The sequence below is a fragment of the Gordonia jinhuaensis genome (assembly GCF_014639795.1).
In the GTDB taxonomy this organism is placed as follows: Bacteria; Actinomycetota; Actinomycetes; order Mycobacteriales; family Mycobacteriaceae; genus Gordonia_B; species Gordonia_B jinhuaensis.
The window spans coordinates 1-606 of record NZ_BMGC01000113.1; the positions used below are offsets into that span (position 1 = coordinate 1).

1 rRNA gene is annotated in these 606 nt (G+C 55.8%); it reads left to right on the forward strand.

Annotation, left to right across the window (positions count from 1 at the left end):
- Positions 1–589, forward strand: a 23S ribosomal RNA gene (locus IEW22_RS19865); the annotation flags it as partial.
- Between the last annotated feature and the right edge of the window lie 17 nt (positions 590–606).

The window sequence follows — 606 nt, forward strand, 5'->3', positions numbered from 1 at the left end:
CAGGTGTTGAGTGTAAGTGCACAAGGGAGCTTGACTGTGAGACGTACATGTCGAGCAGGGACGAAAGTCGGGACTAGTGATCCGGCACCTACGAGTGGAAGTGGTGTCGCTCAACGGATAAAAGGTACCCCGGGGATAACAGGCTGATCTTCCCCAAGAGTCCATATCGACGGGATGGTTTGGCACCTCGATGTCGGCTCGTCGCATCCTGGGGCTGGAGTAGGTCCCAAGGGTTGGGCTGTTCGCCCATTAAAGCGGCACGCGAGCTGGGTTTAGAACGTCGTGAGACAGTTCGGTCTCTATCCGCCGCGCGCGTAAGAAACTTGAGGAATTCTGTCCCTAGTACGAGAGGACCGGGACGGACGAACCTCTGGTGTGCCAGTTGTTCCGCCAGGAGCATTGCTGGTTGGCTACGTTCGGAAGGGATAACCGCTGAAAGCATCTAAGCGGGAAGCCCGTTCCAAGATGAGGTTTCTCACCACCTTTGCGTGGTTAAGGCCCCCTACAGACCATGGGGTTGATAGGCCAGAATTGGAAGCCCAGTAATGGGTGGAGGTGACTGGTACTAATCGGCCGAGGACTTACCACAACACAACCAACACTCTC